The 25,265-nt window shown below is 67.1% G+C and carries 22 protein-coding genes; 10 read left to right on the top strand and 12 right to left on the bottom strand.

The annotated features are described in order from the left end of the window. Nucleotides 1–61 precede the first annotated feature (61 nt). Nucleotides 62–1,141 carry a DUF1611 domain-containing protein gene (locus DQW50_RS04430; RefSeq protein WP_112078097.1) on the top strand — a complete coding sequence of 360 codons (1,080 nt, stop codon included), beginning with the start codon at nucleotides 62–64 and terminating at the stop codon, nucleotides 1,139–1,141. Further along, the gene (locus tag DQW50_RS04425) at nucleotides 1,138–2,193 is read left to right on the top strand and encodes a dipeptide epimerase (RefSeq protein WP_112078096.1); all 1,056 of its coding nucleotides are present in this window, start codon (nucleotides 1,138–1,140) and stop codon (nucleotides 2,191–2,193) included. Before DQW50_RS04430 ends, DQW50_RS04425 begins: the two co-directional genes overlap by 4 nt. Before the next feature lie 27 nt (nucleotides 2,194–2,220). Here the strand turns inward: DQW50_RS04425 and DQW50_RS04420 are convergent, their stop codons facing one another. From DQW50_RS04420 to DQW50_RS04400, 5 genes are all read right to left on the bottom strand, one after another. Continuing rightward, on the bottom strand, nucleotides 2,221–3,354 hold the full coding sequence (locus DQW50_RS04420) for an ABC transporter ATP-binding protein (protein WP_112078095.1): 1,134 nt from the start codon (nucleotides 3,352–3,354) through the stop codon (nucleotides 2,221–2,223). Beyond that, on the bottom strand, nucleotides 3,344–4,582 hold the full coding sequence (locus DQW50_RS04415) for an ABC transporter ATP-binding protein (protein WP_112078094.1): 1,239 nt from the start codon (nucleotides 4,580–4,582) through the stop codon (nucleotides 3,344–3,346). Before DQW50_RS04415 ends, DQW50_RS04420 begins: the two co-directional genes overlap by 11 nt. Continuing rightward, nucleotides 4,579–5,475, bottom strand: coding sequence for an ABC transporter permease (locus DQW50_RS04410; protein ID WP_112078116.1), 897 nt, complete (start codon nucleotides 5,473–5,475; stop codon nucleotides 4,579–4,581). Before DQW50_RS04410 ends, DQW50_RS04415 begins: the two co-directional genes overlap by 4 nt. Nucleotides 5,476–5,477: 2 nt before the next feature. Continuing rightward, nucleotides 5,478–6,437, bottom strand: coding sequence for an ABC transporter permease (locus tag DQW50_RS04405; RefSeq protein WP_198664598.1), 960 nt, complete (start codon nucleotides 6,435–6,437; stop codon nucleotides 5,478–5,480). Between the two features lie 78 nt (nucleotides 6,438–6,515). Beyond that, nucleotides 6,516–8,294 carry an ABC transporter substrate-binding protein gene (locus DQW50_RS04400; RefSeq protein ID WP_112078093.1) on the bottom strand — a complete coding sequence of 593 codons (1,779 nt, stop codon included), beginning with the start codon at nucleotides 8,292–8,294 and terminating at the stop codon, nucleotides 6,516–6,518. Between the two features lie 252 nt (nucleotides 8,295–8,546). Here DQW50_RS04400 and DQW50_RS04395 point away from each other — a divergent pair, with 252 nt between their 5' ends. After that, nucleotides 8,547–10,067 (top strand): amidase, encoded by a 1,521-nt coding sequence (locus tag DQW50_RS04395; RefSeq protein ID WP_112078092.1) that lies wholly within the window; start codon nucleotides 8,547–8,549, stop codon nucleotides 10,065–10,067. Nucleotides 10,068–10,194: 127 nt separating this feature from the next. Beyond that, nucleotides 10,195–10,392 carry a hypothetical protein gene (locus tag DQW50_RS04390; protein WP_112078091.1) on the top strand — a complete coding sequence of 66 codons (198 nt, stop codon included), beginning with the start codon at nucleotides 10,195–10,197 and terminating at the stop codon, nucleotides 10,390–10,392. A 129-nt stretch (nucleotides 10,393–10,521) separates the two neighbouring features. Here the strand turns inward: DQW50_RS04390 and DQW50_RS04385 are convergent, their stop codons facing one another. Further along, nucleotides 10,522–11,589 carry a type II glyceraldehyde-3-phosphate dehydrogenase gene (locus tag DQW50_RS04385; protein ID WP_112078090.1) on the bottom strand — a complete coding sequence of 356 codons (1,068 nt, stop codon included), beginning with the start codon at nucleotides 11,587–11,589 and terminating at the stop codon, nucleotides 10,522–10,524. 265 nt (nucleotides 11,590–11,854) lie between these two features. On the opposite strand from DQW50_RS04385, the gene DQW50_RS04380 reads away from it, so the two are divergent. After that, nucleotides 11,855–12,805 (top strand): aminopeptidase, encoded by a 951-nt coding sequence (locus DQW50_RS04380; protein ID WP_112078089.1) that lies wholly within the window; start codon nucleotides 11,855–11,857, stop codon nucleotides 12,803–12,805. Between the two features lie 27 nt (nucleotides 12,806–12,832). On the opposite strand, the gene DQW50_RS04375 is transcribed toward DQW50_RS04380, so the two are convergent. Continuing rightward, a complete protein-coding gene (locus tag DQW50_RS04375; RefSeq protein ID WP_112078088.1) occupies nucleotides 12,833–13,837 on the bottom strand; it encodes a hypothetical protein in 1,005 nt (334 codons plus the stop codon). 217 nt (nucleotides 13,838–14,054) lie between these two features. Here DQW50_RS04375 and DQW50_RS04370 point away from each other — a divergent pair, with 217 nt between their 5' ends. After that, entirely contained in the window at nucleotides 14,055–15,038 is a 984-nt protein-coding gene (locus DQW50_RS04370; RefSeq protein ID WP_112078114.1) for a nucleoside recognition protein, read from the top strand. Between the two features lie 72 nt (nucleotides 15,039–15,110). Here the strand turns inward: DQW50_RS04370 and DQW50_RS04365 are convergent, their stop codons facing one another. Then, on the bottom strand, nucleotides 15,111–16,397 hold the full coding sequence (locus tag DQW50_RS04365) for an MFS transporter (RefSeq protein WP_112078087.1): 1,287 nt from the start codon (nucleotides 16,395–16,397) through the stop codon (nucleotides 15,111–15,113). Nucleotides 16,398–16,482: 85 nt separating this feature from the next. Further along, complete coding sequence (gene katG, locus DQW50_RS04360) at nucleotides 16,483–18,621, bottom strand: catalase/peroxidase HPI (protein ID WP_112078086.1); 2,139 nt, start codon at nucleotides 18,619–18,621, stop codon at nucleotides 16,483–16,485. 479 nt (nucleotides 18,622–19,100) lie between these two features. Here katG and DQW50_RS04355 point away from each other — a divergent pair, with 479 nt between their 5' ends. Then, on the top strand, nucleotides 19,101–20,420 hold the full coding sequence (locus tag DQW50_RS04355) for a phosphoribosylglycinamide synthetase C domain-containing protein (protein WP_112078085.1): 1,320 nt from the start codon (nucleotides 19,101–19,103) through the stop codon (nucleotides 20,418–20,420). 28 nt (nucleotides 20,421–20,448) lie between these two features. Here DQW50_RS04355 and DQW50_RS04350 read toward each other — a convergent pair whose 3' ends face one another. Together DQW50_RS04350 and DQW50_RS04345 are read right to left on the bottom strand one after the other, a co-directional pair. Beyond that, nucleotides 20,449–20,871 carry an NAD(P)-dependent oxidoreductase gene (locus DQW50_RS04350; protein ID WP_255417617.1) on the bottom strand — a complete coding sequence of 141 codons (423 nt, stop codon included), beginning with the start codon at nucleotides 20,869–20,871 and terminating at the stop codon, nucleotides 20,449–20,451. 168 nt (nucleotides 20,872–21,039) lie between these two features. Continuing rightward, nucleotides 21,040–21,768: an NAD(P)-dependent oxidoreductase gene (locus tag DQW50_RS04345; RefSeq protein WP_112078083.1), complete on the bottom strand. Its 729-nt coding sequence runs from the start codon at nucleotides 21,766–21,768 to the stop codon at nucleotides 21,040–21,042. Nucleotides 21,769–21,916: 148 nt separating this feature from the next. Between DQW50_RS04345 and DQW50_RS04340 the strand changes: the two genes are divergently transcribed. Beyond that, nucleotides 21,917–22,603, top strand: a complete 687-nt coding sequence (locus DQW50_RS04340; RefSeq protein WP_112078082.1) for a TVP38/TMEM64 family protein — start codon at nucleotides 21,917–21,919, stop codon at nucleotides 22,601–22,603. 121 nt (nucleotides 22,604–22,724) lie between these two features. Beyond that, nucleotides 22,725–23,288, top strand: coding sequence for a multiprotein-bridging factor 1 family protein (locus DQW50_RS04335; RefSeq protein WP_112078081.1), 564 nt, complete (start codon nucleotides 22,725–22,727; stop codon nucleotides 23,286–23,288). A gap of 37 nt (nucleotides 23,289–23,325) precedes the next feature. On the opposite strand, the gene DQW50_RS04330 is transcribed toward DQW50_RS04335, so the two are convergent. Continuing rightward, a complete protein-coding gene (locus tag DQW50_RS04330; protein ID WP_112078080.1) occupies nucleotides 23,326–23,727 on the bottom strand; it encodes a universal stress protein in 402 nt (133 codons plus the stop codon). A gap of 129 nt (nucleotides 23,728–23,856) precedes the next feature. Between DQW50_RS04330 and DQW50_RS04325 the strand changes: the two genes are divergently transcribed. Beyond that, nucleotides 23,857–25,221, top strand: coding sequence for an HD domain-containing protein (locus DQW50_RS04325; RefSeq protein ID WP_112078079.1), 1,365 nt, complete (start codon nucleotides 23,857–23,859; stop codon nucleotides 25,219–25,221). Nucleotides 25,222–25,265: the final 44 nt, after the last annotated feature.

Below are 25,265 nucleotides of genomic sequence, written 5' to 3'. Positions count from 1 at the left end.
AGGGACCGATCATGGAAGGTTGTGGGGTTTTGCTTGAACGGGAGCGACGGTCTCGTATCCGATGAACCTTCGAGACACGTTCGACGTCCCGGCACCCGCCATCGTTCTCGCGGAGGGGGAGTTCGGGAAGAAAGGCGGGAAGACGGCCAACGGGGTCGTCACGCACAGCGAGGTGTTCGACGTCCGGGGGATAGTCGATTCGGAGACGGCAGGGCAGACGCCGGCCGACGTCCTCGAGAAGCGCGACGCACCCGACGTCCCGATCGTGGAGTGCGTGGACGACGCCCTCGACATCGCTCCGGAAGCCGAGGCACTCGTCATCGGGGTCGCGCCGGCGGGCGGACAGCTCCCCGACGCGTGGGTCGGCGACATCGAGGACGCCCTTCGTCACGGCTGTGACGTCGTGAGCGGTCTCCACTACTTCCTCGGCGACGACGAACGCTGGTCGAGACTGGCGGACGAACACGACGCCCGGATCCACGACGTACGAAAACCACCCGATGAGGACGCGCTTCGCGTCGGGGACGGGTCCGTCGACGACGTCGACGCCGACGTGGTGCTCACGCTCGGGACGGACTGTGCGGTCGGCAAGCGCACGACGACGTTCGAGCTCTATCGGGCTGCGCGGGAGGCCGGTCTGAACGCCGGCTGGGTCGCCACCGGCCAGACCGGGATCATGGTCGGGGCCCACGAGGGTGTCGTGGTCGACCGAGTCCCGGCCGACTTCACCGGCGGCGTCGTCGAGGACATGGTGAAGTCGGTCGGCGCGGACCACGACCTCGTCTTCGTCGAGGGGCAGGCGTCGCTCACACATCGGGCGTACTCCAGCGTCACGCTCGGTGTGCTCCACGGCTCGTGGCCCGATACCGTCGTCCTCGCGGACGATCCACGGCGAACACGACGGACACACTTCGACCGCTTCGGCGTCGACGGGGTCGAGAAGGAGGCCGAACTCGTCGAATCCCTCTCCGACGCCGTCGTCGCCGCGGTCTCGACCTGGGGTGACCCGGAGACGGAGCGGGATCGACACGACCTCCCGACAGCGAACGTCTACGACGAAGGGGGAGCCGAAGACCTCCTGCGGGCGGTTCGGGGCGAGTTGCCGGAGATACCGCGCGAAACGGCGGGAGGTGAAGCGTGAGCACCGTCGTCGACCTCCGGGCCGAACCGCTCGACCTCCCGCTTTCGGAGCCGTTCGAGATCTCGCTCGGCGTTCAACGCGAGGCCGCGAACGTCCTCGTGACGGTCGAGACGGAGACGGGAACGAAGGGATACGGCGAAGGGTCGCCGCTCCCACCGGTGACCGGCGAAACGCGCGAGGCGGCGCTCGCGACGGCCCGCACGGCTGAGGAGGTCGTCGAGGGACGATCGGTCGGCGACTACCGGCGGATCGTCGACGAGGTACGGAGCACGTTCCCGGGGATGGTTTCGGCGACGTTCGCCGTGGAAACAGCCCTTCTGGACGCGTTCTGTCGGGAGCGAGACATCGCGCTCTCGGAGCTGTTCGGCGGCACGCCCTCCCCGGTCGAGACGGACATGACCATCCCCATCGTCGACCCCGAAACCGCCGGGAAACGTGCCGGGCGGGCGGTCGAACGCGGGTACAGCCATCTGAAGATCAAGACCGGAAACGACGTTGACGAGGACGTAGCGCGGGTGGCCGCGATACGGGAGGCAGCGCCGGACGCCGACCTGAAAGTCGACGCCAATCAGGGGTGGACCCCGAAGGAGACCGCGTCGTTCGCCGAGCGCGTCGCCGAACGGGGGATCGACCTCGAACTGATCGAACAGCCGGTTCCGGCGAGCGACGTCGCAGGACTGGCGGACACGCGTCGCCGTCTCGACGTACCGATCGCCGCCGACGAGACCGTCTTCACGCCGCAGGACGCGGTCCGCGTCGTTCGGGAGGAGGCGGCCGACGTCATCAACGTCAAGCTCGGGAAATCAGGACCGCTCGCGGTCGCCGACATCGCCGCTATCGCCGAGGGGGCGGGTCTCGATCTCATGGTCGGCTGTATGCTCGAGAGTTCGATCGGCATCCACGCCAGCGCCCACGTCGTCTCCGGGATCGGGAGCTTCTCGTACGTCGACCTCGACGGCAATCGACTGCTGGCCGAGGACGTCGTCGAGAGCAGCGACGGCCCGATCCACGAGATCTCGGGGCCCGGACACGGCGTCACCCCCGACCGCTGATCGAGATCGAACCGGTCCGGGAATCCGCTACGACATCGGGTCCTCTCTCGTGCGTCTCTCGCTGGACTCGCCCAACCAGTGACAGGCGGCGAGGTGTTCGGGGGACGACTCCCCGTCGGTGGTGATCGCTTCGACGCGTTCGGGCGGAGCCACGGTTCCGGACGCGCCGAAAACCGGTCGAAGGTCGGGGTCGATCTCGGAGCATTCGTCGCCGAGATACTCCGGGCAACGCGTCCGGAACCGACATCCCGAGGGCGGATCGATCGGGCTCGGCGGGTTCCCCTGGAGCAACGACTCGTTGCGTTTCTGTCCGCCGTCGACGCGCGGAATGGAGTGAAGTAACGCCCGCGTGTACGGGTGTTGCGGGTTGCCGAAGATGTCCCGTTTTGTACCCTGTTCGACGATACGCCCCAGGTACATCACCGCGACCCGGTCGCTGATGTGTTTGACGACGCTCAGGTCGTGAGCGATGAACACGTACGCGAGCCCGTACTTGTCCTGAAGTCGTTTCATCAGGTTGATGATCTGTGCCTGGACGCTGACGTCGAGCGCGCTCACCGGCTCGTCGGCGACGATCAGGTCCGGTTCGACGGCGAGCGCACGCGCGATCCCGATCCGCTGACGCTGCCCGCCGGAGAACTCGTGTGGATACCGGTCGAGGTGTGACTCCTGAAGCCCGACCTCGTCGAACAGTTCGGCGAGCCGGTCCCGCTTGGCCTGGCCGGTCGCGATGTCGTGGACCTCCAAGGGTTTGCCAACGATCTCGCCGGCGGTTTTCCGCGGATTGAGCGACGACATCGGGTCCTGGAAGATGACCTGAACCCGCTTTCTGAGCCGCTTGAGCGCGTCGCCGCTCAAGTCCGTGATGTCGTCCCCGTCGAACTCCAGCGTTCCGGCCGACGGGTCGTATAGACGGGAGAGGACGCGGCCGAGCGTCGTCTTCCCGCACCCCGACTCGCCGACGAGCCCGAGCGTCTCCCGTTCGCCGACGGAGAGGTCGACACCGTCGACGGCCCTGACGTGTGTCGGCTCCCCGAAGAACCGATCAAGGAGCCCGGTCTCCGTCTGGAAGTACTTTTTTATCCCCGTCGCACGGAGCAACGGTTCCTCGGTGGTCCGTTCGACGGACGTTCCGGTCGTCCCAGATGCGTCAGTACTCATCCTGGTCACCTCCGTTCTCGGAGCCCGTAGCGGGGGACGTCGGCCGTCCCCCGTCCGCACGCGCGTTCACATCAGTGGTGGAGGTAACGCTTCCGCCGGCGTCACCGGGCGATTCCGCCTCGATCCGCCGTTCGAGCGCCGCGACGGCCTCCTCGGGCACCGCGTCGATGTGGCCCGAATCGTCGACCTCGACGTGTTCGTTCTCCCGGTGGCATCGAACCGTATGCGTCTCCAGTGCCGATCCCTCGATCTCGTACTCGACGAGCGGCCGGTCACAGAGCTCGAAGGCGTAGTCACACCGATCCCGGAACGGACAGCCGGCCGGCTTGTCGATCAGGTCCGGGACCGTCCCTTCGATGACGCTCAGCCACTCGCGGTCGTCGTCGATCCGGGGAATGCTCGCGAGGAGCCCCTCGGTGTACGGGTGATGTGGGTCTTCGAAGATATCGTCGACGTGACCCGTCTCCATGAACTCCGAGGCGTACATCACGGCGACCCGGTCACACGTCTCTCTCACGACGCCGAGGTCGTGGGTGATGAGGAGCACCGAGATCCCGAACTCGTCGCTCAACTCGAGGATCTCGTTCAGGATCTGCGCTTCGATGCTCACGTCCAGCGCCGTCGTCGGCTCGTCGGCGATGATGAGCGACGGGTCCCCCGCGAGGGCCTGCGCGATAACGACTCGCTGACGCATTCCGCCCGAAAGCTGGTGGGGGAACTCGGTCGCCCGCTTTTCGGGTTCGGGAATACCGACCGTCTCCAACAGTTCGACGGCCCGTTGCCAGGACCGGCTCTCTTTGGAGGTGCCCGTGACGTACTTCCGTCGCATCTCGCTCCAGAACCCGGTGCGCTCGCCGACGTCGCCGTGGTGCCGGACGACTTCGGCGATCTGCTCGCCGATCGTCATCACCGGGTTCAGGCTGGTCATCGGGTCTTGGAATATCATGCTGATCTCGCCTCCCCGAACGTTCCGCATCTCCCGTTCGCTCAACGAGAGCAGGTCGGTGCCGTTGAACCGGATCTCGTCCGCTTCGACGGTCCCCGCGTCGTCGAGGAGGCGCATCACCGACAGCGCCGTGACGCTTTTTCCCGATCCGGACTCACCGACCACGCCGAACACCTCTCCCTCTCCGATACTGAAGGAGATATCGTCGACCGCGGTGAGTTTACCTTGCCCGGTCTCGAAGGACGTCGTGAGTCCCCGTACGTCCAACAGCGGTTCGCTCATTCGCTATCCACCTCCCGGACGTCGAAGGCGTCACGTAACGCGTCGCCGAAGAGGTTTATTCCGAGGACTGTGATCATGATCAGTACTCCGGGAATGATCGAGATCCACCACGCCTGCGTGATGAAGTCACGACCCTGACCCAACAACGCACCCCACGTCGGCGTCGAGGGTTTCACTCCCAGTCCGAGGAACGAGAGCGTCGCTTCCGCGAGCATGGCGCGAGCCACGAGTACGGTGAACTGAACGATGATCGGAGCGACGGTATTCGGGAACACCTCCTCGAAGACGACCTCGAGGTCCCCGAGCCCGACGCTCTCTGCGGCGAGTATGTACTCCTCCTCGCGGATGGAGAGAACCTCGCCGCGAGTGATCCTGGCGAAGTCGTCGATGTACGCGAACCCGACGGCGATGACGACGTTCCAGACGCCCTGCCCGAAGATCGCGACGAGCATGATGGCGATGAGCAACCACGGGAACGCCCACATCACGTCGACGCTACGCATCAGGAGGTCATCGATCCAGCCGCCGTAGAACCCGGCGACCAATCCGAGAAGGACGCCGATGATCGCGCCGAACAGAACGGCACCCAATCCGACGCCGAGACTGATCCGTGCGCCGTACATCAACCGAGAGAGCAGGTCCCGGCCGAACGAGTCGGTCCCGAGCGGCGTTTCACTCGAGAGTGCGGGTGCCTGAAGCGGAGCGAAGTCTTGGGCCATCGGATCGTACGGTGCCAGTTCCGGTGCGAACACCGCCGCGATAACGAACAGCGTGACGATAACCACGCCGACCTTGGCTTTCAGGTCACGGTTGACCGTGCCGATGAACTGTTCGATGAGGTCGGTTCGGATGCCGAATACTCTGCCGCCATCGCCGTCGAAACGGCTCGACATCGTCACTCACCACCGCCGTACTTGATTCGTGGGTTTATCATCGTATACAGGAGGTCGACGACAATGTTCGCGAGAACGAACACGAAAGAGATTATCAGCACCGTTCCCTGGATCAGCGGGAAGTCGCGTCGATTGATCGACCCGATGAGGAGCCGACCGATCCCGCGGATCCCGAAGACGATCTCGACGGCGACGACGCCGCCGAGAACGACGGCGAGGAAGATCCCCGCGAGCGTGACGACGGGGATCAACGCGTTCTGTAGCCCGTGTTTGAACAGCACGAGGTTCGAGCTGAGTCCCTTCGCACGAGCGGTCCGCATGTAATCCTCGTTGAGTACCTCGAGCATCGAGGATCGCATCATCCGCATCAGGATCCCGCCGTACGGGAAGCCGACGGCGAACGCCGGCAGGATGATCGATCTGAACCACGGGCTGACGCCCTCGTCGATCGGCGTATACCCGAATGTCGGGATGGAGTCGACGTTCACGCCGATCACGAGGATCAGGACGATACCGATCCAGAACGCGGGCATGCTGATCCCGAAGAACGCGATCGTCGTCGACACGTAGTCTTCTATCTCGTACCGCTTGACCGAGCTGAGTATCCCGGTCGGGACCGCGATCATGAGCGCGATCACCATGCCGAGTGCCGCGATGCTGATCGTCGGTCCCGCGACCTGAGCGAGCGAGCCGAGAACGGGCTCGCCCGTTCGGATCGACTCGCCGAAGTTACCCGTGAGAAGGCGTCGAAGCCACTGGAAGTACTGAACGTACAGCGGTTGGTTCAGTCCCAACTCCTGTCGGAGCGCTGTGAGCGCTGCCGGGTCCGCGTCGCCGCCGAGCATCAATCGAGCCGGATCCCCGGGAACGGCCCGGACCGCGAAGAACACGACCGTGACCACGAAGAGCATGACGAACACGGAGTGTACCAGTCGCTTGAGTAGATACTTTTTCAACCCCACGGAAGATCATCCCCTTCGAGATTCACCGGCGTGCTTCGGGTCATGGTGTGGACGGTAACGCGCGTTACGGGAGCCAGGCTACTCATCCAACGAGGCACGATGGAAGTTGCTTAATCCCCCCTGTGTCCCTACTCCCGAGACGACCTCACCGAGCGCTTTCGGGTTCAGCGGGAACACCGTCGTGACGAACACCGCGTCCTCGATGAACTTCTCGTTGACGTCCAGATACACCTCCGCGCGGTCCTCGAGGTCCGGAGTCGCGTTCGCTTCGTTGATGAGTTCGCTGTAGTCCTCGTCGAAGTAGAGGCTACGCTGCCACGCACCCTCCGTCGTCTCCTCGTTCGGGTAGCCGAACTGCTTGAAGTCCGACATCCACGGGTCGACGTCCGCCGCGCCACCGTACGCCGTCAGGAGTTGCTCGTATCGGTAAGTGTTGTCCCAGTAGGACGACTGCTGTTGGATATCGAGTTCGATCTCGATGCCGATGTCGCTGAGTTGGTCCTGAACGACCGTGAGCTCCCGTTCGTCCTCCGGAAGGGCCAGGACCGTCGCTTCGATCCGCGGATCATCGGTGTATCCGGCCTCATCGAGGAGTTCCTCGGCGCGCTCGGGGTCGTAATAGAATCCCGTGTCGGGTTCGCTACCGCCCAACGCCTCGAACAGCCAGCCGATTGCCGGATTGTACAGCGTGTGAGCCGGTTCAGCGTACCCGAACCAGGCCCGCTCGACGATCTCTTCCCGGTCGATCCCGATGGCGATCGCTTCTCGAACGCGCGGGTCCGACGTCGGGATGTCCTCGCCGTTCCACATCTCCGTGGGGTCCTCGCCGAGACCGCTGATCCACCGCACCGTCTCCGTTTCGTCGGCAGGGTTCATGTGGAGTGGCGCGATACCAGACCACTCGCCCGAACTCGCCGTCTGGACCGTGATGGAGTCGGTCGCCTCCGCCTGTTGTGCGAACTCGCCCGTGAGCAGGTTCGCGTAATCGATCTCGCCACCCTGAATGGCGGACCACATCGTGCTCGGTTCGGGGATCAGTTCGATGTCGACCCCGTCGAGGTACGGGAGCTGGTTGCCGTCCTCGTCGGTCTCCCAGTAGTCGTCGTAGGCGTCGAGCGTCAGCGACTCGCCGGCGGTCCGGTCCGTGAGTTCGAACGGCCCGCTGCCGATCGGCATCCGCGCGTACTCGTCGGGGTCGTCCGCGGCGCTCTCGTGGACGATCGTTCCCGCCCGCCCGGGACCGCGGAGCATGAACGAGACGAACGGCGCGTACGGCTCCGAGAGGTTGATCGTGAGCTCGAGTCCGTCCGCCTCGATCGAGTCGACGTTGGAGACCTTTCCGGTGTGCGGGGAGGTCTCCATGCCGGCCAACCGTTCCAGGGACCACTTGACCGCCTCCGCGTCGAGCGGATCCCCGTTGTGGAACGTCATGTCCTCGTGGAGCTCGAACACGTACGTCGACTCGTCCGGGAGCGACCAGTCCGCCGCCGCGTCGCCGACGATCTGAGTATCCTCATCGAGTTTCAACAGGCCGTTGAAGAGGTTCGAGTGGACTTCGATCTGGATCCCCAGATCGACCATGTGCGGATCGAGGAACTCGATCTCGTCCGTGAGCCACCCGGCGCTTATCCGCCCGCCGGTGGATCCGGAGCTCTCTCCGTCGTCACCGGAACTCCCGCTACCATCGTCGTCACCGCTACCATCGTCGTCGCCGCTACCGTCGTCTCCGTCACCACCACTATCTCCCCCGAGACAGCCGGCAGTCGCCGCGATCCCTGACGCGCCGAGTAGCTTGACGGTCGTTCGCCGATCTATCTTCGGTCCCTCCAGCTCCGCCCTCTCGATATCTTCGATCATTGTCGACAACTCGCATGATCAGACTAGCCATTTAAAAAACTATGTACAGATCAATGGTAGGTCATAGTGTAACCCACGTAGGTCATAATACAACAATATCAAATACAGATGTATTGAGAAAACATCATTAAAAATTGCGCATTTCCACTGAATATCGAATACGTTCTAAGTTGAAGTCAGATGTAAATTTCTGGGGACCGAACCGGGAATCGGCGAAAACACTATTTGTACGCGATCAGTCGGCTTCAGGGGATGGACGATCGACCGATCGACGGCGACTTCGACGTGATCGAGGCGACTGTAGACGAGATACACGCGGCGTTCGGATCCGGGACGCTGACCGCCGAGGAACTGACCGAGACGTACCTCGATCGGATCGCGGAGCACGCGGACGCGCTCAACGCGATCCTGACGGTGAACGAGGACGCGACGGGACGCGCGGTAGAGTTGGACGAACGGTACGAGGCGGACGGCCCCGTCGGTCCCCTCCACGGGATCCCGACGGTGATCAAGGACAACCACGACACGGCGGACATGCCGACGACGGCGGGCTCGGAGCTCTTCGCGGAGTTCGTCCCCGAGAGCGACGCGTTCGTCGTCGAACGGCTCCGTGAGGCGGGCGCGGTGATCGTCGCGAAGGCGAACCTCCAGGAGCTCTCCTTCGGGGTCGACTCCGTGAGCTCGCTCGGCGGGGAGACGCGGAACCCGTACGCGCTCGACCGGCGACCGTCCGGCTCGAGCGGCGGGAGCGTCGCCGCGGTCGCGAGCAACCTCGCTGTGGTGGGCACGGGGACGGACACCTGCTCGTCGGTCCGGTCGCCGCCGGCGTTCACGAACCTCGTCGGGCTCCGGCCCACGCTGGGGCTGGTGAGCCGTACCGGGATCGTTCCGCTCTCGTTGACGCAGGACACCGCGGGCCCGATCACCCGGACCGTCGCCGACGCGGCGCGGACGCTCGAGGCGATGGTCGGGTACGACCCCGAGGACCCCGTCACGGCGCTCGGCGTCGGCCAGGTCCCCGATGAGGGGTACACGTCACACCTCGGTCCCGACGGGCTCGAGGGCGCACGGATCGGCGTCGTCCGCGACCTCTTCGAGGTGTCGGACCCGGAGAACCCGGCGGCGGACACGGCGGAGGCGGTCGTCTCGACCGTCGAGTCGGCGATGGCGGAGCTGGAGGCCGCGGGGGCCACCCTCGTCGACCCCGTCGAGGTCGTCGACGGCGAGTTCCTCGACTCGGCGCGCGTCGTCGGCAAGGAGTTCGCGCGCGACTACGACGCGTATCTGGCGACGCACGAGGGGACCCCCGTCGACTCGCTCCGGGAGCTGGCCGAGAGCGGGACGATGGCGCCGAGCGTCGGGGAGCGCGTCCTCGAGGGCGGGATCCTCGACACGGACGTCGACGGGTTGGACGACGACCTCGAGTACCAGCGGGCGCTGGCGAGACGCGAGACGGCCCGGACGGAGACGATCGACCGACTGGTCGAAGACGACCTCGACGCGCTGTTGTACCCGCCCTCGATGGCGCTCCCGGTCGAGATCCCCGAAAACCAGCCCTTCTCGGAGATGCGGTGTGAGCTCTCGGCACACACCGGACTGCCTTCGATCGTGTTGCCCGCCGGATTCGCCGACGCGGGAGGCGACGACGGCCACGGGCTCCCCGTCGGGTTCGAGCTGCTCGGCCGACCGTTCGACGAACCGCGACTCCTCGAGCTCGCGTCCGCCTACGAGCGGGCCGCGGACCCCCGGCGTCCGCCCGAGCGGTTCGCGTAGGCGGCCGACGGGGATCCGTCCGAGATCGCCGAGGGAATCCGCCCGATACCACCGGGGAAGCGCTTCACTTTCAGTTTCACTCCGCGGTTGGCTCGGTTATAGGAACGGTCGGTCCGTATCCGGAAGCATGAGCGTGTCACTCGAGGAGCGACCGAGATACGCGGCGCCGACGCGCGTGGACGTCACGGAGTGTCGAACCGACCGCATCGCCGACCGGATCCGGTCGAACCGGGTCGCCGGCGGGGAAGTCCACCTGGAACGCCGGGGCGGCCGGACGTACCTCGTGGCGACGCCAACCGACGGGGAGTCGCCGCGGTCGCGGTGAGGGATCGAAAAGCGACCGATGGAGTGACGTCGACATCGGCCAGCGGTGATCGCCGGAAACGGGTCATCGTGTGAGACAGTCGTCGCGGGAGACAGCAGTCACCGGTGGGATCGGCTACCCACTGGGCTATCAGTCGTCCGCGGTGATCGGGTCGCGGGCGTCCTCGTCGGACGTGAGCAGGCTCTCCAACCCGACGCCGAGCGTCTCGTTCGTTCGTTCGATCGACTCCGCCGCGGAGAGGTCCGTGGTCAGCGCGCGGATCGCGTCGACGTTCTCGGGGACCACGTCCGCCTCCTGGTGGACGTTCTCGAAGAGATACAGGTCGTGACCGGAGACGTTTATCGACTCCTCCCAGACGCAGTTCTCCCAGAGGTCGCCACGGGGGCGACCGCGGTCCATCGCGTACTCCTTCAGCTTCCCGGCCCCGTCGATGCCGGCCGCCTCGGGGACGGTGAAGATCCGGGACTCCTCGGCGAGAAGGTCGTGAACCTCCCCGGTCGTCGGTGCCTCGCGGAGCGTGACGTTGACGCTGTGGGTGTGCATCGTGGTCACCGGGACTTTCAGCGCGGCAGTGTCGACGGGCACCCCCGGCAGGACGGTGTTCACGTCTGGGCCGTGGTGTGAGGGGACCGTCGCGGGGTCCGGCAGAACGTCGTTTATCGGACCGCGCCCGGTCTCGCTCGGGTCGCCGCCGCGGCGGACCAGCGTGACGCGGGCCTTCTCGACCCCGTAGGCCTCCTCTAGGGGGGCGAGCAGGCGGGCGAGCCCCGTGGTGTTACACGAGACCACGCGGAGCGAGTCGGCCCCGCGGGCCGACTCGAAGCTCGTCCGGGCGTTGAACGAGGCGTCGGCCACGTCGGCGTCCTCGCCGCCCTGGAAGATCGCGGGCGTGTCGTGGGCCGCGTAGATCGCGCGGTTCCGTGCGCCGATCCCGGAGGGCGTACAGTCGACGACGACGTCGACGGACTCGAGCAGGTCCGGGAGGGTACCGGCGATCCCGACGCCGGCGGCAGCGAAGTCGTCGGCGCGGTCGGCGAGCGCGGCGTACAGGTCGTAGCCGCGTCGGGTCGCCGCCTCGGCCTCGTAGTTCGGCTTCGTCTTCGTGACGCCGACGAGTTCCATATCGGGCTGGGTCGCGACCGCGTCCGCGACCCGTTTCCCGATCGTCCCGTAGCCGTTGACGCCCACACGTATCATATCTTTACGTCCACCGTGCGCAGGCATAATTCTTTCGAGTAAATATCACAGAAACTAACTACGCCGCGAGTAATAACTCGGTTAATTCGGGCCATCTCGAGGTTACAACCTTGTTCCGTAACGGAGTAATAATAGAATAGTCGAACGCGCGGGTCGGTCCGCGATGGCGACGTGTCGATTCGCGATGGCGACGTGTCGATTCGCGATGGCGGCGTGTCGGTCCGGGATGACAAGGACTAACGCCCGCGGCGACCGAGGAGGTGACATGAGCGACCATCTCGCGGAGCCGGCCCGTACCGCGATCGAACAGTGTCTCCGTGTCGGGGAAGACGAATCGCTCGTCGTCGTCACCGACGACGAACGCGAGCCGATCGGCGAGGCGCTGTACACGGCCGCGACCGCAGTGACCGACGACGTGACGGTCCTCCGCTACCCGCCGAGCGAACAGCACGGGACCGAGCCGCCCGCCCCCGTCGCGGCGGCGATGGCCGAAAGCGACGTCTTCTGTGCGCCGACGACGAAGAGCCTGAGCCACACCCGCGCCCGCGGCTCCGCCTGCGAGGCCGGCTCGCGCGGCGCGACGCTCCCGGGTATCACGGAGGACGTGTTCGTCACCGGGCTGGACGCGGACTACGCCGCCATCGACGACGCCTGTGACCGGGTGCTCGACGCGGTCGGCGACGCCGAGGAGGTCCGCGTCACGTCGCCGGCGGGGACCGACATCACGTTCGGGATCGGCGACCGCGAGTGGCTCGCGGACACGGGCATGGTCCACGAGCCCGGCGACTTCTCGAACCTCCCGGCCGGCGAGGTGTTCGTCGCCCCGGAGACCGCGACGGGGACCTACGTCGTCGACGGGACGATGATGCCCCACGGACTGCTCGAGGACGGCCGCGAACTCGCCTTCGAGGTCGAGGACGGGTTCGTCACCTCGATCGGGGACGACGCGATCCGCGCCGACGTGGAGGCCGCCGCCGAGGAGGTCGGCGACGCCGCGTACAACCTGGCCGAACTCGGGATCGGCACCAACGTCGGCGTCGAGGAACTGATCGGCTCCGTCCTCCTCGACGAGAAGGCCGCGGGGACGGTCCACGTCGCCATCGGCGACAACGCCGGGATCGGCGGCGAGACCGACGCCCCGCTCCACCTCGACGGGATCCTCCGCGACCCGACCGTCTACGCGGACGGCGAGGAGGTCGAGCTTCCGAGCCCCTGAACGGGAGGGGCACCTCCCCTTACCGGATCACTCGACGACCGACAGCGCGACGCCCGCGACTCCGCGGACGCCGATCGCCTGGTGTCGCCAGCCGTCGCCCGCGTCGACACACAGCGTCCCGGCGTCGGTGACGACGACGGAGAGCCCCGGGCCGTACCCGATCACTGCCGGCCGATCGTCGACCGGGAGCTCCGCGACACGCCACGCGTCGGCGTCCCAGCCGGCACCGGACGCGGAGCCGGTCCTTCCCCCGTCGTCGCGCACGAGCAGGTCGTCGTCGACGACCGCGAGGGCGTGCCCGTCGCCGTCGGCCGCGACCGCCGTCGCGTCCCCCTCGACCGCAACCATCCACCCGTTCCCGAGCCAGTAGAGTCCCGCGGGCGTCGCCGCCAACGGCACCCCCGCGCCGGCGACGTCGCGGGCGTCCTCGAGCCCGACCGGCTCGAGGGACGGACGGCCGTCCCCGGTGGGCCCGCCGGGGACGACCCGGTGAACCCCGTCCACAGCCGCCACCAGCGGACCGTCGACCGCCCGCGGGTCGTCGACGCTCCCGACCCGCGTCGGCTCCGTCGGGGCGCGGTCGCCCCCGTCGTCCACGTCGCCGCCGGCCTCGTCGTCCACGCCGTCGCCGGCCGTGTCGTCCGCGTCACTGCCGACGCCGACCCGGTGGATCCCGCCCGTCGCGTCGGCCGCGAGGAACGCCCCGTCGTGGACCCCGACCGCGACGGCGGACCCGATCCCGACGGGGGAGAACGTCGAACCGTTAACGCCGTCGCGGTCCCCGTCGATCGGGGCGACGAGGAGGTCGTCGTCGGTCGCGACCGCGAGGCGGTCCGGGTCGTCCGCCCGCGCGAGAACGGCCACGTCGCGGGCGGGCTCGCGGGTCGCCAGCCCGAACTCGCCGACCTTGTCGCCGGAGATCGCGACCCGGACGACGCCGGTCCCGGTCGCGACGTAGGCGTCGGTCCGGCCCGCGGAGCCCGCGTACACGCGCTTCTCTGCGATCGAGATGTCGTCCTCGGCGGGTGCCATCGCGGAGGGGTTCGCGCCCGGCGGGCATAAGCCCGGCGTGGCTCGTCCCCGTGCCGATGGCGACGGACGGCGACGCCGTCGACCTCGTGGACGACCCGGTGCCCACGACGCCCGTCCCGACCCGGTGCCCACGACGCCCGTCCCGTCCTGCGGGTCACGGCGTCCATCCAGCTCCGGATCCGACGGCCATATGTCGGCGTACACGATACCGGATCGCGTGCAATCGGTCGTCGCCGAACTCCTCGGGCTGTTCGCGGAGGTCATCCCGCGGCTCGCGCGGATCACCGTGTTCATCGCGATCGGGGTGTTCGCCGCCAACGTCGCCGTCGCGTTCGGGCTGATCCGGTACGTGGCCGGGCTCTCGGGATACCTCACGCGGCCCGCGAACCTCCCGGACGAGGTCGGTACCGCGATCCTCACGACCGCGGCGTCGACCACCGCGGGCTACGCCACGCTCGCGGAGTACCGCGAGTCCGGACTGCTCGACGACCGCGCGACGCTCGTCGCGGTGGTCATCAACACGTTCTTCGGGTTCCTCCAGCACGTGTTCACCTACTACGTCCCCGTGTTGATCCCGATCCTCGGGCGGACGACGGGCGTCCTGTACGTCTCCGCGCGCGCCGGGATCGCGCTCGCGATCACCGTCTCTGGGGTGCTCCTCGGCGGACTCCTGCTGTCCGAGCGGAACGTTGACCGCGACGCGCTCGCCGACGTCGACACCGCCGGCCCGGACGCGGACGACCGGACCCGCAGGGAGCGCGTCCGCGAGGCTGGGGCGAAGTCGTGGTCGACGCTCCGCCGGATCGTTCCCCGGCTGGCGGTCGTGTACACGCTCGTGATCGCGCTCGTCACGACCTACGACGTCGAGTCGCTGACGGCGGTCGCGGAGCCGATCACGGATGTGCTCGGGCTACCGAGCGCGGCCGTCCCCGTGATCGCGGTGTACACCCTCGATACGACCGCCGGCGCGGTCGCCATCGAGCCGCTCCTGGAGACGACGTTCACGCCCCGCACCGCGGTCGCGACCCTGCTCATCGGCGGCATCCTCTCGTTCGCCGTCTCGACGTTCCGGCGGTCGATCCCGTTCCAGTACGGGATCTGGGGCGCGTCCTTCGGCACCAAGGTGATCGCGGTCAACACGGCGTTGAAACTGTGTTTCATCTCGCTGACCGTCGCGCTGCTTCTCGTCCCGGCGTGGTGAGCATCCGACTCCCTCCTGCGTTCCGGTCCCGACATCCCCTCCCCCGTTCCGATCCCGTCTCCCCTCAGAGCCCTACTCCGCGGTCGCCGCCGACTCCGAGCCGGCCCGGATCCCGTCGCGGTAGCGGGCGACGATCGCGACCGTCGCGACCGCGGCGAGCACGGCGAAGGCACCGACGAGCGTGAACGTTCCGCGATACCCGTTCGACTCGATGAGCGCGCCGAAGAGCGGCGGCGCGACCGTGTTGCCGATCATGATCCCGATCGTCACGACCGCGAAGTTCCGCCCGATGTCGCTCCGCGCCGACAGCAGGTCGGCGAGCTTGTCGCGGGCGGGCAACCCAAGGCTCCCGAGGCTCCCGGCGAGGACGCCGATCCCGACCGCGACGAGCGGCGAGGCGAGTTCGGACGCCAGGGCGAAGACGGCGACGCCGACGAGGAGGTACGCGGTCGCGAGGATCGGTCCCGGCCGGAACCGGTCGGCCAACACGCCGCCGGCAAGTATCAGGGCCGCACCCGCGACGAACATCGCCGTCAGCGAGAGGCTCGCGATCCCGGAATCGACGCCGTAACCGTTCTCCAGGAACACCACGAGATACGAGGAGACGCCCCAGAACGCCGTCGAGGCGAGCAGCGCGATCACCCCGAGACCGAGGATCGGCCGTGACGCGCCGAGCGCGCGGACCTCCTCGCGGACGCGGGCGAGCCGGGAGGCCGCCTCCGTGCGCGCGTCGTCGGCGTCCGGGTTCGGCCGCGTCACCTCGCCGCTCACGTGGCGCACGAGTACGTAGCAGGCGAGCACGCCGTACACGGCGCCGACGACGGCGATGAGGCCGAACGCGTGTCGCCAGGTCGTGCCCGGCAACGACGTGACGCCGAGGATGACCACGGGCGGGGCGGCGAAGCCGAGGTTGCCCGCGAAGCCGTGGGCGCTGTAGGCCTTCCCACGGAGGTCGGCGCTGGTGGCGTCCGAGAGCAACGGGAAGTGCGCCGGATGGTGGCCGGCGATGCCCGCCCCTAGCACCGCCTGTCCGACGAGGAGCACCTCGAAGGTGGGCGCGACGGCGAGGATCCCCGCACCGAGCGCGCCGAGCCCGAGACAGAGCGCGAGGGTGATGACGCGGTCGTAGTTGTCCGAGAGGTAGCCGTACGGCAGCTGTAAGGCGGTGTTGACGAACGCCTGGACGCCCATCGCGATCCCCAACGCGGCCAGCCCAACGTCGAAGTCAGCGGCCAGTGTCCCCAGGATCGGCGGGAACAACACGAGATACAGGTGGTTCACGACGTGTGAACCGCTCACGAGTCCGACCACGAGGGCGGTCTCGCGCGGCACGGAGTCGAACCCGAGGCGGTCGAACATCTACCCGTCCATCACGGGATCCGGGGAAAACGGTACCCCAATCGGCCGGCGTTGCCGAGGAGTGGATCCCGCGGCTACGGGCGCCTCACTCGAGGTCGAATCGGTCGAGTTTCATGACCTTGCTCCACGCGTCGGCGAAGTCCCGAACGAACGTCTCCTCGCCGTCTTCGGCACCGTAGACCTCGGCGATGGCGCGAAGGCGGGCGTTCGATCCGAAGACGAGATCCACACGGGAGCCCCTCCACTCGACCTCGTCGGTCTCGCGGTCGATCAGCTCGTAGACATCTCCGTCGTCGACCGGCTCCCACTCGTACTCCATGCTGAGCAGGTTCACGAAGAAGTCGTTGGTAAGCGTCCCTGGCTCGTCGGTGAAGACGCCGAGGTCGGAGTCCCGGTAGTTCGCGCCGAGCGCGCGCATACCGCCGACGAGCGCGGTCATCTCGTGTGCAGTCAGGTCCAAGAGATCCGATCTGTCGACCAACAGCTCCTCCGGCTGACGTTCAGCCTCGTCGGAGCGGTAGTTGCGGAACCCATCAGCTTTCGGTTTGAGTGCCTCGAACGACTCGATGTCGGTCCAGTCCTGTGAGGCGTCCGTGCGACCCGGTTCGAACGGAACCGTGACGTCGTAGCCAGCCTCGGCGGCCGACTCTTCGATAGCCACGTTACCGCCCAGGACGATCAGGTCCGCCAGCGAGACTCGGACGTCGTCCGACCGGGAGCCGTCGAACGCCTCTTTGATCGTCCGGAGCGTGTCCAGGACCGTCGCCAGCTGTTCGGGCTCGTTTACCTTCCAGTCACGCTGTGGGCGGAGCCGAATCCGGGCGCCGTTGGCGCCGCCGCGTTTGTCGCTGTCGCGGTACGTCGACGCCGATGCCCAAGCGGTCTTGACGAGTTGTCGAGTCGAGAGGTCGGATTCGAGGATCTCCGTTTTGAGCTCGGCGACCTCCTCGTCGCCGACGAGATCGTAGTCGGCGTCAGGGACGGGGTCTTGCCAGATCATCGTCTCGTCCGGGACCTCCGGGCCGAGGAACCGCTCCGGCGGGCCCATATCCCGGTGGATGAGCTTGTACCATGCCTTGGCGAAGGTTATCCCGAACTCCATCGGGTTCTCTTGGAAACGCTCGAGGATCTCTCGGTAGTCCGGGTCCCGCTTGAGCGCGACGTCGGTTGTGAGCATCATCGGGGTCGCGCCCTCGTCTTCGTTGTGTGCGTGTGTCGCCGTGCCCTGGAGCTCTCCGTCCTTCGGCCGCCACTGCCACGCCCCGCCCGGGCCTTCGTGTGCCTCCCACTCGTATTCGAGCAGGTTGTCGACGTAGTCCATATCCCATTCAATGGGCGACTGGGTCCAGGGACCCTCGATGCCGCTCGTGATCGTGTCGGCTCCTTTGCCCTCGCCGTACTCGTTCTCCCAGCCGAGCCCCTGTTGTTCGATCGGTGCCTCAGCCGGCGGCGCCCCGAGGTTTTCGTCCGAGTCGGCGCCGTGGACCTTTCCGAACGTGTGGCCGCCGGCACAGAGGGCGACGGTTTCCTCGTCGTTCATCGCCATTCGATCGAACGACTGTCGAACGTACTTCGCGGACTCCTTCGGGTCGGGACGACCGCCTGGACCCTCCGGATTCACGTAGATCAGGCCCATGTGGTCCGCGGCGAGATCGCCTTGGAGGGTCCCCTCCTCGTCGTGGCGTTTGTCCTCCATCATCTCTTCTTCGGGCCCCCAGTCGACGCCCTTGTCGGCTTGGAAAGCGTCCTCACGCCCGCCAGCGAAGCCGAACGTCTCGAAGCCCATCGACTCCATGGCGACGTTGCCGGAGAGAACCAACAGGTCGGCCCACGAGAGGTTGCGTCCGTACTTTCGTTTGACCGGCCACAGCAACCGTCGAGCCTTGTCTAGGTTCGCGTTGTCCGGCCAGCTTTCGACGGGCGAAAACCGCTGTGTGCCGCCGGATGCGCCCCCACGTCCGTCGGTAGTACGGTACGTACCGGCGCTGTGCCACGCCATCCTGATGATCAGCGGACCGTAATGACCGTAATCCGCCGGCCACCAGTCTTGAGAGGTCGTCAACACGTCTTCGATGTCCGCCTTCACGTCGTCGAAGTTCAGCGATTGAAACGCCTCAGCGTAGTCGAAGTCGTCCCCGTACGGTCCGGCGTCGTTGGCGTTCTGGTCGAGAACCTCCAGATCCAACTGGTTTGGCCACCAGTCGTGAGTTGTCTTCTGAGACATTAGGTCCGTCTTAACCCATCGTCACCTCAAATAAAAACCTGTTTACTTCACAGGGATATTCCCGAGATAACAACTTTTATTTTGATATATAAAAATCACTTTTTGATGTTGTGAAGATCGCACGATTTCGTTACGGGTACAGATATATTTGCGAGGTTAAGCGTCAGGAAACTCGATGAGATGGGTAGGGTGCGGGTCCGTCCTCGAGGATCCTCTCTTCGAACCGTACTCGAGGGTGGCGACCGCGAGACGCTGTACGCCCACAGTCCAACGCATCGACCGGTCGCCGGTGGACTCGGTCCCCTACGGGGGGGCGGACAGGCGGGCGGCCAGTGACGGGGATCGTCGAGGGAGTCGACGCGGCCGAATCCGCCGTGGTCGGCCGGCCGTCGGAGTGGGGTCCGGTCCGTGACGGTCGCCACCGGTGTGTGTACTCGAACGGTACGCATACTCAAGTCCCCGCCGTGAGACATGTCGATATGGACACCCATCGCTTCCTGTTCGTCTCCGCGGACGCCGCGCTGATCACCGACCTCGCGTGGCAGGTTCACACCGAGGGCCACGACGTGAAATACTACATCGAGGCCGAAAGCGACAGGGAGATCGGCGACGGGTTCGTCCCCAAGACCGACGACTGGGAGGCCGACGTCGAGTGGGCCGACGTCATCGTCTTCGACGACATCTGGGTCGGCTCCGATGTCGGGACGGGAAAACTCGCTCGGGAACTCCGTGAGCAAGGGAAGGCCGTCGTCGGCGGGACGCCGAACACCGATCACCTGGAAGAGGATCGCGGATACGCGATGGAGGTCCTCGAAGAACACGGCGTCAACACGATCGAACACCACATCTTCGACGACTTCGACGCGGGCATCGACCACGTCAAAGAGCACCCGGCACCGTACGTCATCAAGCCACTCGGGGAGGTCCAGAACGTCAAGCGGCTGCTCTACGTCGGCAACGAGGACGACGGGAGCGACGTCGTGGACGTCCTCCGGGCGTACAAGAAGGCGTGGGGCCACCGGATGAAGGGCTTCCAGCTACAGCGGAAGGTCGAGGGCGTGGAGATCGCCATCTGCGGCTTCTTCAACGGCGAGGAGTTCATCGATCGGGTCAACTTCAACTTCGAGCACAAGAAACTGTTCCCGGGGAACATCGGCCCACAGACTGGCGAGATGGGGACGTCGATGTTCTGGGCGGGACAGAACAAGCTGTTCGAGGAGACGTTCGGCAAACTCGAAGGCTGGCTCGCCGACGAGGGGTACGTCGGGAGTATCGACATCAACTGTATCGTCAACGGGACCGGGATCTACCCGCTCGAGTTCACGCCGCGGTTCGGGTACCCGACGATCACGTTACAGGAGGAGTCGATCGAGTCGTCCACCGCCGAGTTCTTCTACGACCTCGCGCACGGTAACGATCCCGACGTGGAGGTACACAACGGGTACCAGATCGCCATCCGCGTCGTCCTGCCCCCGTTCCCGTTCGACGACGACAAGACGTACGACGAGAACTCCCGAAACGCGGCAGTGGTCTTCGAGACCGAGAGCCGCGACGGGATCCACGTAGAGGATACGAAGAAGGTCGATGGGCAGTGGCGGGTTGCTGGTGAGAGCGGTATGCCGCTCGTCGTCACTGGGAAAGGAGAGACGATGCAGAGCGCTCGTCGACGGGCGTACGACCGCATCGACGACATCGTGATGCCCAATATGTACTACCGCGACGACATCGGCGAGCGCTGGATCGACGGGGACGGCGACCGCCTCCAGGCGTGGGGGTACCTCGGTCCGGGCGGCGAGTAACGGGCTCGAGGACGGTGGCCGAGGGGCCTCAGACCACCCGGTTCACCAGCGGGTCGCCGGCGACCGCCCGACGACGGTTCTCGCGAACGATGTCGGCGATCCGTCGGTAGTAGTCGCGCGTCGTCGCGGCCGCGTGCGGCGTGACGATGACGTCGTCGAGCTCCCAGAACGGGGAGTCCTCCGGTAGCGGTTCCGTCTCGAAGACGTCGAGGGCCGCGCCCGCGAGCCGGTCGCGTTCGAGTTCCGCGAGGAGCGCCGCCTCGTCGACGACGCCGCCGCGGGAGACGTTCAGCAGGTACGCGTCATCGGGCATCGCCGCCAGCACCCCGTCGCCGATCAGCAGTTTTCGAGGCGGAGCCTCCGGCCTCAAGGAGCGAGGGGTTCCGACGCTCAGTCGGAAGCGCGACGCGAGTAGGCCGGAGAGGAAGCCGACATGAGCTTTCGCAACCACTATCTTACACCATATCTTACTGCTAATTAGTGCTGTGCGTCCACAAGTGGCGCGCAGTACGGGCCGCAGTAGCCCGGCCCTGAATGGTGGGTTTGTCGACCCCGAAGGGCGTCCGGTAGGCGAGGCGCACAAGACGCCCCGTCGCGCCAACCGAGGGCGAGAACCACATCAAAGCCCCACCCTCAACGAGCGAGGCCGCAAGGCCGAGCGAAGTAGGGTGGGGTCGGTTACTCCTCGCGTCTCCGCGGTCAGGGGAGTCGCGACCGCGACGAACCGGGCGTCCGTCACGGCAGCCTCGATCCCCTCCGGCGTGTACACCCCCCCGACGTGGTCGACGGGCGTCGGCGTCCGTCTCACGCCGACGACGTCCATCCCGCAGGCGTCCGCGCGGGCGGCGATCCCCCGCCCGAGCGTCCCGAGGCCGACGACACAGAGCGACTCGCCCGAGAGCGTGAACGGCTCGTCCCACGTCGGGTGGCTCCACTCGCCGTCCCGCTGGCGGTCGCGGTGACGGTGGAGCCTGCGGGCGAAGCTCGTCATGTAGCCGAGCACGGTCTCGCCCACCGCGTCGCCGTGGATCCCGGTGCTGTTGGTGAGCCGGATGCCCCGCTCCTCGAACTCGTCGAACGGGAACCGGTCGACGCCAGCCTGGACGGAGTGGATCCACGAGAGCCCCGCCGACAGGAACGCGTCCTCGTACGCGAACGTCACCAGCGCGTCACAGCCCTCGAGTTCGGCCGACGAGCCGACGACGCGGATCTCGGAGTCGTCCCCTCTGCTTGCGGAGTCATCCCCTCCGCCCGTTGAGCCGTCATCGGTGGGATCGAGGGCGTCACGCAGGACGGTCGGCGGGAACAGTAGCTCGACGGACTCGTGGATACCGAGGGTGAACACCATACGGGCGGCTACCAACAGGCGGAACAAATAGGCTGCTGCGGATCGGGAGAAGACGGCCGTGCCGGATCGGGGGAAGGAGGCCACACGGATCCGGTCACGGGGTTTGATATCGGTCCGACCGGATCTACCGGTCATCGAACCACGACCCATGGCGATCTTCCGATCGGAGGCGGACCGTCGGCGCTCCATCGTCGCAGTAGTCGGCCTCGTCGTCGTCTTCGGCGGCGCCTACGTGCTCGTTCGCGAGTACTTCCCGTTCCTCACGAGCGCCCCCGAACTCCGGGCGTTCGTCGCCGGCTACGGCGTCCTCGCTCCGGTCGTGTTCGTCGGGATCCAGGCCGCGCAGGTGATCCTGGCGCCGATCCCCGGACAGGTGATCGCGTTCGCGGGCGGCTACCTGTTCGGCGCGTTCCTCGGGGGCGTCTACAGCCTGATCGGGGTCGTGATAGGGAGCTCCATCGCGTTCTGGGCGTCCCGTCGCTACGGCCGACCGTTCGTCGAGCGGGTCGTCCACCCGGACGTGTTGGACCGGTTCGACGCGTTCATCGCCGAGGCCGGGCTCCCGGGCATGTTCCTCGTGTTCCTCATCCCCGGCCTACCCGACGACGTCCTCTGTCTCGTGGGCGGGCTGACCGACGTCAGGCTCCGAACCCTCGTCGCCGTGATGATCGTCGGTCGAACGCCGGCGTACGTCGTCGTCGCCGTCTCCGGGTCGAGCCTCGCGGACGGCGACCTCGCGCTTTCGGTCGGCCTCCTCGTGATACTGCTCGGGTTCTCCGTGGTGGGGTATCTCCGACGTGACCGGATCCTGACCGCGTTGAAGCGGTGGCGGTGAAGCGGTGGTGGTGAAACGATGGCGGTGACGCGGTGGCGATGACGCGTTCGGAAACGAACTCGGCCCGCTGGGCGGTCCCCCGCCCGTCACCTTTTACCGCGCCGGGGGTGCTACGTGGGGTATGCCAAAGTACTCGACGGGCGGCGGAGGCGGCGACGACGACGGCGGCGCCTGCGAGCTCTGCGGACGCGAGACGACGAACCTCCAGCGGGCGAACGTCGCGGGCGCGCGCCTGCTCGTCTGCTCGAACTGCCGCCCACACGACGATTCACGGCGGGGATCGGGCGGCGGCGGAGGCGGTCGCTCGGGGAGCACCGGCGGAAACAGCACCGGTAGCGCCGGCGGCGCGGACGGGAGCGACGGCCCGCGTAGCCGCACCCAGGAGATCGCCAACAAGCAGGCGAAGATGTACGACGCGGCGACCGGCGACTCCTCCCACTGGGAGGAGGAGGGGACGAACTACGAGACGGACCGGCTCCCGTACCTCGTCTCGGGCTACGGCGACCTGACGACCGAGGCGCGCCAAGAGGCGGGGCTCACCGTCGAGGAGTTGGCCGCGGAGCTCGACGTCGACGAGGACGACCTGCTGGCGATCGAGGACGGACGGGCGGCGACCGCGGGCGTCGGCGGCTCGGTCGTCCGCGCGGTCGCGGATCGGCTCGGCGTGGAACTCGTCGAGGAGTGAGCCGGGCCCCGGGTGCGTCCACCCGGGGGGTGACCGGTCACTCGGGGGTCGGCTTCGGGACCGCGAACACGGGGAGGTCGCTGGAGAGCATCACGTCCTGTGTGACGCTCCCGAAGACGGCCTTGCCGCTCGGCCGGCGCTTCCGGCCGGAGACGCAGATCGCGTCGGCGTCGACGTCTTCGGCGGCGTCGACGATCTCCGGGGCCGGCTCCCCGCTCGCCTCGTGGTGGGCGAACGCGACGCCGGCGTCCTCGAGAACCTCCCGGGCGCGACGGACCGCCGCGAGCTGGTTGACCGCCGCCCCCTCCGGGTTGTCCGTGAACACGTGACAGAGGTGGGCGGTCAGGTCCTCCTCCGATCCGGGCAACTTCGCGACCGCACGTGCCTGGGCGGTCGCTCGCGCGTCGTCGTCGTCGACGGCGATGAGCACGTCGTACATACGACACGGTCGATCGGTTGGGATAATAAACGGTGGCACTCTCCGGTCGTCCCACCTCCGGACGCCAACCCCCCGGTCGTCCCGCCTCCGGACGCCCGCGTTTTTAACCGATCCCGACGAAGACCGCGCATGACCACGGTCAAGGACACCGTCCACGACCACATCGAGATCGACGGCGTCGGGGCGGCGCTCCTCGACACGCCCGCCGTCCAGCGCCTGCGCCACGTCAAACAGCTCGGCACCGTCCGGCTCGTGTACCCCTCCGCGAACCACACCCGATTCGAGCACAGCCTCGGCGTCTACCACCTCGCCCGGCAGGCGCTCGATCACCTCGGGATCGAAGGACAGCAGGCCGACCGGATCGAGGCGGCCGCGATGCTCCACGACGTCGGACACGGCCCGTTCAGCCACAACCTCGAGTCGCTCACCCACCGGCGGACCGGGAAGTACCACGACGACGTCGCGGAGCTACTCGAGGGCGGCGAGGTGGGGGCGGTCCTCCGTGACCACGACCTCGATCCCGACCGGATCGCCAGTGTCGTCGCCGGCGAGGGCAAGTACGCCGGGCTCGTCTCGGGGGAACTCGACGTCGACCGCATGGACTACCTCGTGCGCGACGCCTACCACACGGGCGTCCCCTACGGCACCATCGACACCGAGCGGTTCGTTCGGGAGCTCACCTTCGTCGAGAGGTCGGGAACGAACGAGGACGGGACGAGAGTGGACGAAGACGTGACGGGAGTGGACGAAGACGTGACGGGAGTGGACGGAGACGTGACGGGAGTGGACGGGGGCGGGACGGGGGTTGGTGGCGGTGGGTCGAACGACGGGTCCTCGCCAACGCTCGTGCTCGACGAGGGGAACGTTCAGACGGCGGAGAGCCTGCTTCTCGCCCGAGCGCTGATGAACCCGGTCGTGTACACCCACCACGTCGCGCGGATCTCGAAGGCGATGTTGCGGCGGGCGGCGGCCGACCTCCTCGACGCGACCGCGACGACCGCGGCCGAACTCCGGCGGATGGACGACCACGACTTCCTGGCGGCGATCCGGGCCTGCCCGGAGACGGCCGAGATGTCCCGGCGGTACGACGAGCGCGACCTCTACAAGCGGGCGGTGTGGGCGGAGTACGCCGACGTCCCCGACCGTGTCCACGACGCCGACCACGCGACGGAGCTGTCGCTCGAACGCGAGATCGCCGAGGAGGCCGACGTCGCCCGCGAGGACGTGATCCTCGACGTTCCCCCGGAGCCCTCGATGCGCGAGTCGACGGCGCGCGTGACGGTCAACGGGGAGGTCCGCCGGCTGGAGCGACAGTCGCCGCTCGTCTCCGCGCTACGGGTCGCCCAGCGGAACCAGTGGCGGCTCGGCGTGTACGCGCCCGGTTCGGCGACCGACCGGGTCGGCCGGGCAGCCGCGGACGTGCTCGGTCTCGATCCCGACGCGCTCGTGATCGAGGGGCGGAAGGCGATGCCGACGACGCTCGACGAGTTCTGACCGGTTCCGGGTCGGGCGGCCGCCGCCGCCGATAGCGGTCTCCG

This window comes from Halorubrum sp. 48-1-W (genome assembly GCF_003287355.1).
Lineage (GTDB): Archaea > Halobacteriota > Halobacteria > Halobacteriales > Haloferacaceae > Halorubrum.
The sequence above is the reverse complement of the archived record's forward strand: the minus strand, read 5'-3'. Positions and strand labels throughout refer to the sequence as shown.

Coding starts and splice junctions, on each gene's coding strand:
- DQW50_RS04355 (WP_112078085.1), top strand. CDS start 19,101: ATGGACACCCATCGCTTCCTGTTCGTCTCCGCGGACGCCGCGCTGATC.
- DQW50_RS04375 (WP_112078088.1), bottom strand. CDS start 13,837: ATGGCACCCGCCGAGGACGACATCTCGATCGCAGAGAAGCGCGTGTAC.
- DQW50_RS04335 (WP_112078081.1), top strand. CDS start 22,725: ATGCCAAAGTACTCGACGGGCGGCGGAGGCGGCGACGACGACGGCGGC.
- DQW50_RS04380 (WP_112078089.1), top strand. CDS start 11,855: ATGAGCGACCATCTCGCGGAGCCGGCCCGTACCGCGATCGAACAGTGT.
- DQW50_RS04395 (WP_112078092.1), top strand. CDS start 8,547: ATGGACGATCGACCGATCGACGGCGACTTCGACGTGATCGAGGCGACT.
- DQW50_RS04330 (WP_112078080.1), bottom strand. CDS start 23,727: ATGTACGACGTGCTCATCGCCGTCGACGACGACGACGCGCGAGCGACC.
- DQW50_RS04325 (WP_112078079.1), top strand. CDS start 23,857: ATGACCACGGTCAAGGACACCGTCCACGACCACATCGAGATCGACGGC.
- DQW50_RS04420 (WP_112078095.1), bottom strand. CDS start 3,354: ATGAGTACTGACGCATCTGGGACGACCGGAACGTCCGTCGAACGGACC.
- DQW50_RS04430 (WP_112078097.1), top strand. CDS start 62: ATGAACCTTCGAGACACGTTCGACGTCCCGGCACCCGCCATCGTTCTC.
- DQW50_RS04390 (WP_112078091.1), top strand. CDS start 10,195: ATGAGCGTGTCACTCGAGGAGCGACCGAGATACGCGGCGCCGACGCGC.
- katG (WP_112078086.1), bottom strand. CDS start 18,621: ATGTCTCAGAAGACAACTCACGACTGGTGGCCAAACCAGTTGGATCTG.
- DQW50_RS04365 (WP_112078087.1), bottom strand. CDS start 16,397: ATGTTCGACCGCCTCGGGTTCGACTCCGTGCCGCGCGAGACCGCCCTC.
- DQW50_RS04410 (WP_112078116.1), bottom strand. CDS start 5,475: ATGTCGAGCCGTTTCGACGGCGATGGCGGCAGAGTATTCGGCATCCGA.
- DQW50_RS04400 (WP_112078093.1), bottom strand. CDS start 8,294: ATGATCGAAGATATCGAGAGGGCGGAGCTGGAGGGACCGAAGATAGAT.
- DQW50_RS04345 (WP_112078083.1), bottom strand. CDS start 21,768: ATGGTGTTCACCCTCGGTATCCACGAGTCCGTCGAGCTACTGTTCCCG.
- DQW50_RS04340 (WP_112078082.1), top strand. CDS start 21,917: ATGGCGATCTTCCGATCGGAGGCGGACCGTCGGCGCTCCATCGTCGCA.
- DQW50_RS04415 (WP_112078094.1), bottom strand. CDS start 4,582: ATGAGCGAACCGCTGTTGGACGTACGGGGACTCACGACGTCCTTCGAG.
- DQW50_RS04385 (WP_112078090.1), bottom strand. CDS start 11,589: ATGATACGTGTGGGCGTCAACGGCTACGGGACGATCGGGAAACGGGTC.